Origin of the sequence: Rhodopila globiformis (genome assembly GCF_002937115.1) — a bacterium.
Lineage (GTDB): Bacteria > Pseudomonadota > Alphaproteobacteria > Acetobacterales > Acetobacteraceae > Rhodopila > Rhodopila globiformis.
Genome location: NZ_NHRY01000113.1, coordinates 1 through 8,350 on the forward strand (window position 1 = coordinate 1; position 8,350 = coordinate 8,350).

Annotated in this window: 10 protein-coding genes; 8 read left to right on the forward strand and 2 right to left on the reverse strand. The window is 68.5% G+C overall.

What is annotated here, in order from left to right:
* Positions 1-180 precede the first annotated feature (180 nt).
* The 5 genes from rfbD (at position 181) to CCS01_RS11210 (ending at position 3,382) form a co-directional block, all read left to right on the forward strand.
* Positions 181-1,071 (forward strand): dTDP-4-dehydrorhamnose reductase, encoded by an 891-nt coding sequence (gene rfbD / locus CCS01_RS11195; protein ID WP_104518908.1) that lies wholly within the window; start codon positions 181-183, stop codon positions 1,069-1,071.
* A gap of 45 nt (positions 1,072-1,116) precedes the next feature.
* The gene (locus CCS01_RS35125; RefSeq protein WP_239992112.1) at positions 1,117-1,365 is read left to right on the forward strand and encodes a hypothetical protein; all 249 of its coding nucleotides are present in this window, start codon (positions 1,117-1,119) and stop codon (positions 1,363-1,365) included.
* On the forward strand, positions 1,362-2,516 hold the full coding sequence (locus tag CCS01_RS11200) for a CCA tRNA nucleotidyltransferase (RefSeq protein ID WP_239992113.1): 1,155 nt from the start codon (positions 1,362-1,364) through the stop codon (positions 2,514-2,516). Before CCS01_RS35125 ends, CCS01_RS11200 begins: the two co-directional genes overlap by 4 nt.
* 33 nt (positions 2,517-2,549) lie before the next feature.
* Entirely contained in the window at positions 2,550-2,810 is a 261-nt protein-coding gene (grxC, locus tag CCS01_RS11205; RefSeq protein WP_104518910.1) for a glutaredoxin 3, read from the forward strand.
* Positions 2,811-2,890: 80 nt separating this feature from the next.
* Positions 2,891-3,382: a DUF1178 family protein gene (locus CCS01_RS11210; protein WP_104518911.1), complete on the forward strand. Its 492-nt coding sequence runs from the start codon at positions 2,891-2,893 to the stop codon at positions 3,380-3,382.
* A gap of 357 nt (positions 3,383-3,739) precedes the next feature.
* Here CCS01_RS11210 and CCS01_RS11215 read toward each other — a convergent pair whose 3' ends face one another.
* Together CCS01_RS11215 and CCS01_RS11220 are read right to left on the reverse strand one after the other, a co-directional pair.
* Positions 3,740-4,867, reverse strand: coding sequence for a hypothetical protein (locus tag CCS01_RS11215; RefSeq protein ID WP_104518912.1), 1,128 nt, complete (start codon positions 4,865-4,867; stop codon positions 3,740-3,742).
* Between the two features lie 21 nt (positions 4,868-4,888).
* A complete protein-coding gene (locus CCS01_RS11220) occupies positions 4,889-5,299 on the reverse strand; it encodes a DUF3024 domain-containing protein (RefSeq protein WP_204848228.1) in 411 nt (136 codons plus the stop codon).
* 154 nt (positions 5,300-5,453) lie between these two features.
* Between CCS01_RS11220 and CCS01_RS11225 the strand changes: the two genes are divergently transcribed.
* From CCS01_RS11225 to CCS01_RS11235, 3 genes are read left to right on the forward strand one after another with little or no spacing between them, the layout of a single operon-like run.
* On the forward strand, positions 5,454-6,521 hold the full coding sequence (locus tag CCS01_RS11225) for an amidohydrolase family protein (protein WP_104518916.1): 1,068 nt from the start codon (positions 5,454-5,456) through the stop codon (positions 6,519-6,521).
* 13 nt (positions 6,522-6,534) lie between these two features.
* On the forward strand, positions 6,535-7,647 hold the full coding sequence (locus CCS01_RS11230; protein WP_104518914.1) for an amidohydrolase family protein: 1,113 nt from the start codon (positions 6,535-6,537) through the stop codon (positions 7,645-7,647).
* Between the two features lie 3 nt (positions 7,648-7,650).
* Positions 7,651-8,064, forward strand: coding sequence for a Rieske (2Fe-2S) protein (locus CCS01_RS11235; protein WP_104518915.1), 414 nt, complete (start codon positions 7,651-7,653; stop codon positions 8,062-8,064).
* Positions 8,065-8,350 lie beyond the last annotated feature (286 nt).

The following is an 8,350-nucleotide window of genomic DNA, read 5'->3' on the forward strand; positions in this document are numbered from 1 at the left end:
GTCATGGCCCGGCTTGTCCGGGCCACCTATTCCAGCACTTGTGCCGCGACAGGTGGCCCGGACAAGCCGGGCCATGACGAAAGGGAAACGCCGCGGCGGGCCGTTTCCGAGATGTGTGCATTGCGTAGGGACACGCCCGGCCATGACGGTGACTCACCGACGCGAATGGAGCGACCATCCATGTCTGACCGCCCCATCCTGGTAACCGGCGGCACCGGCCAGCTTGCCTCGGCCCTCGCCGCCGCCGGAAGCGGCATCCGTCGCGTCGGCCGCCCGGACTTCGACTTTGATCGGCCGGAGACCATCGAAGCCGCGTTCCGCGCCGCCAACCCGCGGCTGGTGGTCAACGCCGCCGCCTACACCGCGGTCGATGCCGCCGAAACCGACCCGGACGCCGCCTACCGCGCCAACCGCGACGGACCCGCCATCCTCGCCCGCCTGTGCGCCGAGGCGGACATCCCGCTGATCCACGTCTCCACCGACTACGTGTTCGACGGCGACAAGCCGGAACCCTACGTCGAAACCGACCCGGTCGGCCCCCAGGGCGTCTATGGCGCGTCCAAGCTGGCGGGGGAGGAAGCCGTCATGGCCTCCGGCGCCAGGGTGATCATCCTGCGCACCGCCTGGGTCTATGCCGCCACCGGCAAGAATTTCGTCCGCACCATGCTGGCCGTCGGCAAGACCCGCGACCGGCTGACCGTCGTCGGCGACCAGCACGGCTGCCCGACCACGGCGGCGGACCTGGCGGACGCGATCCTGGCGATCGTCGCCCTGATCGACCGCACCGGCTGGCAGGCGAGCTACCGCGGCATCTTCCACGCCGCCGGCACCGGCGCGACCACCTGGCACGGCCTGGCCGTCGCCACCTTCGAGGAAGCCGCCCGCCACGGCGCCAAGGTTCCCGAGGTCGCGGCGATCACAACCGCGGACTGGCCGACGCCGGCGAAGCGCCCGGCGAATTCCCGGCTGGACTGCACCCGCCTGCACGCCGTATTTGGCGTGCGCCTGCCGCACTGGCGGGAGAGCCTGACCCGGACGATCGACCAGATCTACGCCTCCGCGCCGCCCTGAAACCGCGCGGGGCCGGGTATCGGTTCCGCAGAGGAACGCCATACGATGCCGCGGTTGATTGAGATCGTCCTGTTTCTGGTGCCTTTCCTGGGTTTCGTGGCCTGGCGCCTGGTGTTTCCCTCCCCTTTGCCGCCGCTATGGCTGGTGGCGACCATGGCGGTGTTCGTCGCCGTGATGCTGGGCGCCCTGCTGTGGGTCTGGCACATCAACGCCGGCGACGCGAACCGCCCCTATGTCCCGGCGCGGCTGGAGCACGGGCGGATCGTCGAATCCCCGCCGAACCGGCCGCCGTGACGCGCCTGGACCCGACCCCGTTCGCCGCCGACGCGGCGCTGTCCGTGGTCTGGGACGCACTGCCCGAGGCCCGGGTCGCCGGCGGCGCGGTGCGCGACAGCCTGGCCGGGCGGCCGGTTTCCGACATCGACCTGGCAACGCCGCGCCCGCCGCAGGACGTCACCGCGGCACTGTCCCGGGCCGGCGTGCGGGTGGTGCCGACCGGAGTCACGCATGGCACCGTCACGGCGGTGGTGCAGGGACGGGGGTTCGAGATCACCACGCTGCGCCACGACGTCGAGACCGACGGCCGCCATGCCGTCGTTGCCTTCACTGATGACTGGCAGGCGGATGCCTCGCGCCGGGACTTCACCATCAACGCCATGTCGATGACGCGCGACGGCACGGTGTATGACTACTTCGGTGGCGTGGCGGACCTGGCGGCCGGCCGCGTGCGCTTCGTCGGCGACGCGGTGGCGCGCATCCACGAGGACTACCTGCGCATCCTGCGCTACTTCCGCTTCTACGGCCGCTATGCCAGCCAGCCGCCGGACGCGGACACCGTCGCCGCGCTGGTCGAGGGCATTCCCGGTCTGGCGCGCCTGTCGGTCGAGCGGGTGTGGGCCGAGCTGCGGCTGATCCTGGGCGCCGACGATCCGGCGGCTTCCGTGGCCTTGATGGTTCGCCTGGGCATCTGGCAGGCGGTGCTGCCGGAGGCGACGCCTGTCGAGCGGCTGGCCGGGCTGCCGGCCGATCCGATCCTGCGGCTGGCGGCGATGCTCAGCGGCGATCCCCTGGCGCTGGCGTTGCGACTGAAGCTGTCGAACCACGATCGCGACCGCCTGGTGCGGCTGGCGGCGACGCCCTCGGTGCGGGCGGAGGACGACGATGCCACGCTGCGCCGCCTGCTGGCGGACCACCGGACCGAGGACCTGATCGACCGGGTGTGGCTGGATGGCGGACCGGCGGCGCTGCGGCAGCGGCTGGCGGCGATGCCGCGGCCGGTGTTCCCGCTGGTCGGCCGCCACGTGCGGGCGCTGGGCGTGTCGCAGGGTCCGCGGGTGGGGGAGTTGCTGCGCGACGTGCGGCAGTGGTGGCTGGACGGCGGCTGTGTCGCCGATGCCACGGCCTGCCGGGCGGAACTGGCACGCCGGGCTTGCGCCGCGGGCTGATCTGCCCAACATGCGGGGCAAGAGGTGAACGCAATGGCGACTGTCGAGATCTATACCCAGCCCTGGTGCCCGTACTGCGAACGGGCGGTGTACCTGCTGACCAGGAAGGGCGTGCCGTTCCAGGAGATCGATGCCCCGAACGGCTCGCAGGCGCGGGCCGAGGCGCGGCAGCGGTCCGGCGGCCGCACCACCGCGCCGCAGATCTTCATCGACGGCCGGCATATCGGCGGCTGCGACGACCTGATGGCGCTGGACCGCGCCGGAAGGCTCGACAGCCTGCTCGGGTTAGGGTGAAATTCAGTGGCAGTCCATCCGCCGGGGTGCGAGAGTGCGAACGGACAGCGTAACAGGAACGCTTGCCCACAGGACGCGGCATGATTCACTACCAGTTGCGGTGCAGCCAGGATCACAGTTTCGATGGCTGGTTCAAGGACAGCGCCACCTTCGAGAAACAGGCGCAGCTTGGCCTGATCGATTGCCCGGAGTGCGGCAGCACCGAGGTCGAGCGGGCGCTGATGGCGCCGGCCCTGGCCCGGCGGGAGGCCCGGCGGGAGGCGGTGCCGGCGCCGGTCGAGGCACCGCAGCCGCCGACGCCGGCGGCCGAACCCGCGGTGCAGCCTGCGAAGGTGGCAGGCGGCCGGATACCGGCACAGATGGTGGCGCTGCTGCAGCGGATGCGGGCTGAGGTGGAGCGGACCTGCGACTATGTCGGGAACGACTTCGCCGAGGAAGCGCGGAAGATGCATCGCGGCGAGGTGGAGCATCGCGGCATCTACGGTGAGACGAGCGAGGAACAGGCGGAAAGCCTGGCGGAAGAAGGGATCAACGTCGCCCGCATCCCGTGGGTGCCGCGGGCGGACGGGTGACCGGGTTGGTTGTGGCACTGGGGTAGCGGCATTGGGGTAGCGGCGCTGGGGTAGCGGCGGAGGCGCCGTTGCCCCATCGTTATGGCCGGGCGTGTCCTGGCCATCTGCGCACGAACGGCGGAGGGTGGATGGCCGGGATACGCCCCATGGGCGCCCATAACGGGGCATGAAGCACGGTCGTTCCCACCACGTCATGGTGGGCGCAGGCCCACCATCTGCGCCTTCTGCCGATACCAGCACCGCAAGGCGTGGATGGCCGCCATGACGGCGGAACGGTTCGCCGCGCCCGGCCCAGAGGGTGAGACAACGGCCTTGACGGTGAGGGGACAGCCCTGATCCAAACGGAATGAACAGCCCTCACCCCAGCCCCTCGATCCGCATCAGGAACTGTTTCTTCCGCTCGTGCCGGGTGCGGATGTCCGCGAGGCGGCGGGTGAATTCCACGGTCTTGCCGCGCTCGTTGGCGATGACCTCCATGTCCGCCAGCATTTCCGCCGCCAGGTCGTAGCCGTTGGCATTGCGGCGCTCGATTTCCGTTTCGATCTCCTGCCAGACCGACTCGCCGCGCCGGATCAGGGCGTCCAGGCGGGCGCGGCGCTCCCGTTCGGCCCTCTCCTGTTCCCGGCGGCGCTGTTCGGCCTTGCGCTTCGCCTCCTTTTCCGCCCGCTCGACCCGGATCTCCTCGGCCCGGGCGAGCAGATCGGCGGCGGTGCGAGGCGTGGCATCCGGCGTCCGCGGCAGGTCCGCCCGTACTTTCGCCCGCAGCTCGGCCGCCACCAGCGGATCGCCGTCGAACACGCGCAGCAGCAGCCGGTTCCTTTCGGAACTATCCAGGGCCGCAATGACAGCCTCGGCGGCGTTGGCCGGGACCGGGTCGAGGGCGCGCCGTTCCGCCGCGGCCTCGGCCAGGTCGGGGTCGATGCCGAAGAAATCCACGAAGGCTTCCAGCGCGCCGGTCATCGGCCCGATGCCAGGCAGCGGCTCGGGTTCGTCGGGCTCGATGCCTTCTTCCTCCACTGCCATCAGCCACAGCAGGTAGAACAGCCGGTTGTCACCGGCGAGAAGTTCGGCGCGCAGCGGCGCCAGCGCGGCGAGCCAGCCGGAACCATCGTCCTCGTCGTCCCCCGGGAACCCGCCGCCGTCGATATCCCGTTCGATGTTCAGGATGATCCGGTCGCCGGCGGGCTCGGCGCTGATCCCGTCGATGGCGTCGCCGATGTGGTCGAGCAGGCGGCGATCGACCAGATCCGCCGGCAGGCGAATCATCAGGTGCCGTGAGCCCCAGTTGGCGAAGTAGAGATGCAGGTCGAACCACTGCCGCATCAGCTTCAACGGATCGCCCCTGAAATCGCCCCAGTTGTATTCGTTGACGAAGCTGGTCGCGGTGATCCGCGCCCGGGTGGATAGGTCCCGCAGCGCGGCCTGGTCCGCGCGGGAGAGCGGGCGATCGATCGCCTGGAATTCGTAGTACTGGTACTCGCTCATCAGGAGTCTCCGCAGGAGCGGTCAGATCGGCGGCTGCAGGATCTCGTCCGTCGCAACGAGATCGAGCGCTTCCGCCAGGGTTTTCGCTTCATGGACAAGGAACCATTCCCCAGAGTCGTGCATCCGCTGGATGTTGAAACGGTCGGGTCCCATACGATCGATGCGGGCGAACGGCTCGTCGAATTCGTACCCGGTGTTGTGCGGAAAGCCGGAGCGGCAGCGCACCATGAAGCGATAACGTCCGCCCCGGTAGTCGCCGCTGATGTCGATCGGATAATTGGTTTCCTTCGGCGTGATCTCGGGCAGGTAGCGCGGCTTCAGGGGGTTGCTGATCACCGCCTCGCAGGCCGCGATGATGGCCTGTTTTTCCGGCTCCTTCGGCGACTCCGGGCTCGGCTTCCCCTGCACCCACATGTATCCTTTTCGTGGCATCGTCATCTCCGCGGGCTTCCGGCCGTCCGGAAAACATCAGCATGATCCGCCGGATTCCGGCAACGGCCTGGCGGTCTGCCACCGGCCCGACATTTACACCACCGCCGGTGTCGCTTACCGTCTCCGTCCACAAGCGAAGGCGAAAGCACCGCCCATGGTTCGTCCAATAACAGGCGCGATCGACTGCGATATCCATCCCGCGGTGCCCGATACCCGCGTGCTGCTGCCGCATCTCGACCCGTACTGGCGGGAGCACGTGCTGCGGCGCGGGCTGGAACGTGACAATTTCGAAATCAGCTCCTACCCGGTGAACGCGCCGATCAATGCGCGGCCGGACTGGCGGGCGCCGGCCGGGCCGCCGGGCAGCAGCCTGCATGCGTTGCAGACGCAATTTCTCGATCACTTCGATCTGGCGTTCGGTATCTGCAACGTCCTGCACGGTGCGCAGATGATGTTCAGCGAGGACCTGTCGGCTGCGTTCTGCCGCGCCATCAACAACTGGCTCGCTGCCGAGTGGCTGGACCGCGATCCGCGGCTGCGCGCCTCGATCGTGGTGCCGCCGCACAGCGCGGACCTCGCCGCCGAGGAAATCGAACGGATGGCGGGGGATAAACGTTTCGTGCAGGTGCTGCTGCTGGCGATGGCCGAGCTGCCGCTGGGTCGGCGGCAGACCTGGCCGCTCTATGCGGCGGCCGAGAAGCACGGGCTGCCGATCGGCATCCATGCCGGCAGCAGCTTCCGCCATCCGCCCAGCGCGGGCGGCTGGCCGTCGTATTACCTGGAAGATTACGTGTCCCAGGCTCAGGGTTTTGCCGCCGCGCTGAACAGCCTCGTGACCGAGGGCGTGTTCAACAAGTTCCCGGGGCTGAAGGTCGTTTTGATCGAATCCGGCGTCACCTGGCTGCCGGCGTCGCTGTGGCGGCTGGACAAGACCTGGCGCGGCGTGCGGGCGGAAACGCCGTGGCTGGAGACGCGGCCGACGGACATCGTGCGGCAGCACGTGCGGCTGACGCTGCAGCCGTTCGACGCGCCGCCGACGCAGCAGCAGATGACGGCGATCCTGGAACAACTCGGCTCGGAGGAGATGCTGCTGTTCTCGAGCGATTATCCGCACTGGCATTTCGATGGCGACGACGCGGTGCCCGAGGGCATTCCCGCGGATCTGCTGCGCCGGATCTGCGTTGACAATCCATTGAACACTTATCCCCGCCTGCGTTCGTGAAGGAGACGCGCTGATGAACATGACCGTCCTGGATCGCAAGCCCGACCGCAGCGCCCAAAGCCATCTCGGCTTCATCGACTGCGACGTGCATCCCTATGTGAAGGGGCCTGAGGATTTCGATCCGTTCCTGTCGCAGCGCTGGCTGGAGCACAAGCGCACCATCGGCGGCCGTGGCCGGCAGGGGCTGGCGAAAACCTCGATGTATCCAAGGATGTCGCCCGGCAGCGGCATGCGGATGGACTCCTGGCCGAAGAACGGCGGGCGTCCGGGCTCTGACCTGCCGTTGATGCAGGAACAGCTTCTGGACCTGTTCGACGTCGCCTACGGATTGCTGGCGCCCCTGGTGGGCGGCGCCGCGGCCGAGCGCAATGTCGAGTTCGGCGCGGCGATGGCGACGGCGACGAACGAATGGCAGATCGCGCACTGGTGCGATCCCGATCCGCGGCTGAAGGGCGCCGTGCAGGTCAACATCGAATGGACCGAGGCAGCGATTGCGGAAATCGAGAAGCGCGCCGGCGACCGCCGGTTCGCGCAGGTGAACATCCCGCCGCGCGGGCTGGAGCCCCTGGGCCGCCGCCGCTATTGGCCGATCCTGGCGGCGTGCGCGGCGAACGGGTTCCCGGTTTCGTTGCACCTGGGCGGAACCAGCGGCCACGCCAGCACCGGCGGCGGCTGGCCGTCGTTCTATCACGAGGAGCATCCGTCCTATGTGCAGACCATGCAGACCCTGGTAACGAGCTTGGTCTGCGAGGGCGTATTCGAGGAAATCCCCAACCTCAAGGTCGTTCTGGTGGAAGGCGGCTTCGCGTGGCTGCCGGCGCTGTGCTGGCGGCTGGACAAGCACTGGAAGCGCCTGCGCGCCGAGGTGCCGCATCTGAAACGATTGCCGTCGGAGTATGTGCACGAGCACATCTGGGTCACCACCCAGCCGATCGAGGAGCCCGAGCGCCCCAACGACATGCTTTCTACCCTGGAATGGATCGGCCCCGAGAGGATCATGTTCTCGACCGATTATCCGCACTGGGACCAGGACGATCCGCGCTATGCCTTCAAGGTGTCGCTGCCGGAAGCGTGGAAGAGCCGAATCTACCGCGACAACGCGCGCGCCGTGTACAACCTGGACTGAGCCATGAGCCGCCACGTCGTCGCCAGTGTCGAGGAACTCCCGCCCGGCAGCCGCAAGATCGTCTCGGTGAAAGGGCGGGAGATCGGTATATTCCGGATCGGTGACGACTTTTTCGGGTTGATCAACCGCTGCCCGCACCAGGGCGCGCCGCTGTGCCGCGGCGAGATCGTCTCCCGCCTGGTCGCGCCGATGCCGGGCGACTACCGGCTGACGCGGAGCGGGGAGATGATCCGCTGCCCCTGGCACTGCTGGGAATTCGACATCCGCACCGGCCAGTCGCTGTGCGACCCGAACAGTGTGCAGGCCCGCGCGTTCGACGTGGCGGTGGAGCCGGGCAAGGCGGTGGCCGAGGGGCCGTTCGTTGCGGAATCTGTGAAGGTGACGGTGGAGGATCTCTACGTCGTGGTCACGGTCTGACACCGGAAGGCGGGCGACGGCCGTTGCCGTATCGTCACGCCCCATGCCAGTCAGGATAAGGCTTCGGGCGGAGCAAGGGCTTCTCCCTCTCCGTCATGGCCGGGCGTGTCCCGGCCATCCGCCCCCCCCCCGCCGTCGAAGCGCAGATGGCCGGGACACGCCCTACGCAATGCACACATCCTGGAAACGAGTGGGAAATGACCGTAAAATCAAGTGCTTGCCTGGGCGCCAAGAGCGTTCCCCCATCGTCATGGCCCGGCTTGTCCGGGCCACCTGTCGCGGCACA

What these genes read in the sequence shown, in the direction of transcription:
- grxC (WP_104518910.1), top strand. Translation starts at nt 2,550, where the DNA reads ATGGCGACTGTCGAGATCTATACCCAGCCCTGGTGCCCGTACTGCGAA.
- CCS01_RS11220 (WP_204848228.1), bottom strand. Translation starts at nt 5,299, where the DNA reads ATGCCACGAAAAGGATACATGTGGGTGCAGGGGAAGCCGAGCCCGGAG.
- CCS01_RS11235 (WP_104518915.1), top strand. Translation starts at nt 7,651, where the DNA reads ATGAGCCGCCACGTCGTCGCCAGTGTCGAGGAACTCCCGCCCGGCAGC.
- CCS01_RS11210 (WP_104518911.1), top strand. Translation starts at nt 2,891, where the DNA reads ATGATTCACTACCAGTTGCGGTGCAGCCAGGATCACAGTTTCGATGGC.
- CCS01_RS11225 (WP_104518916.1), top strand. Translation starts at nt 5,454, where the DNA reads ATGGTTCGTCCAATAACAGGCGCGATCGACTGCGATATCCATCCCGCG.
- CCS01_RS11215 (WP_104518912.1), bottom strand. Translation starts at nt 4,867, where the DNA reads ATGAGCGAGTACCAGTACTACGAATTCCAGGCGATCGATCGCCCGCTC.
- CCS01_RS35125 (WP_239992112.1), top strand. Translation starts at nt 1,117, where the DNA reads ATGCCGCGGTTGATTGAGATCGTCCTGTTTCTGGTGCCTTTCCTGGGT.
- CCS01_RS11230 (WP_104518914.1), top strand. Translation starts at nt 6,535, where the DNA reads ATGAACATGACCGTCCTGGATCGCAAGCCCGACCGCAGCGCCCAAAGC.
- rfbD (WP_104518908.1), top strand. Translation starts at nt 181, where the DNA reads ATGTCTGACCGCCCCATCCTGGTAACCGGCGGCACCGGCCAGCTTGCC.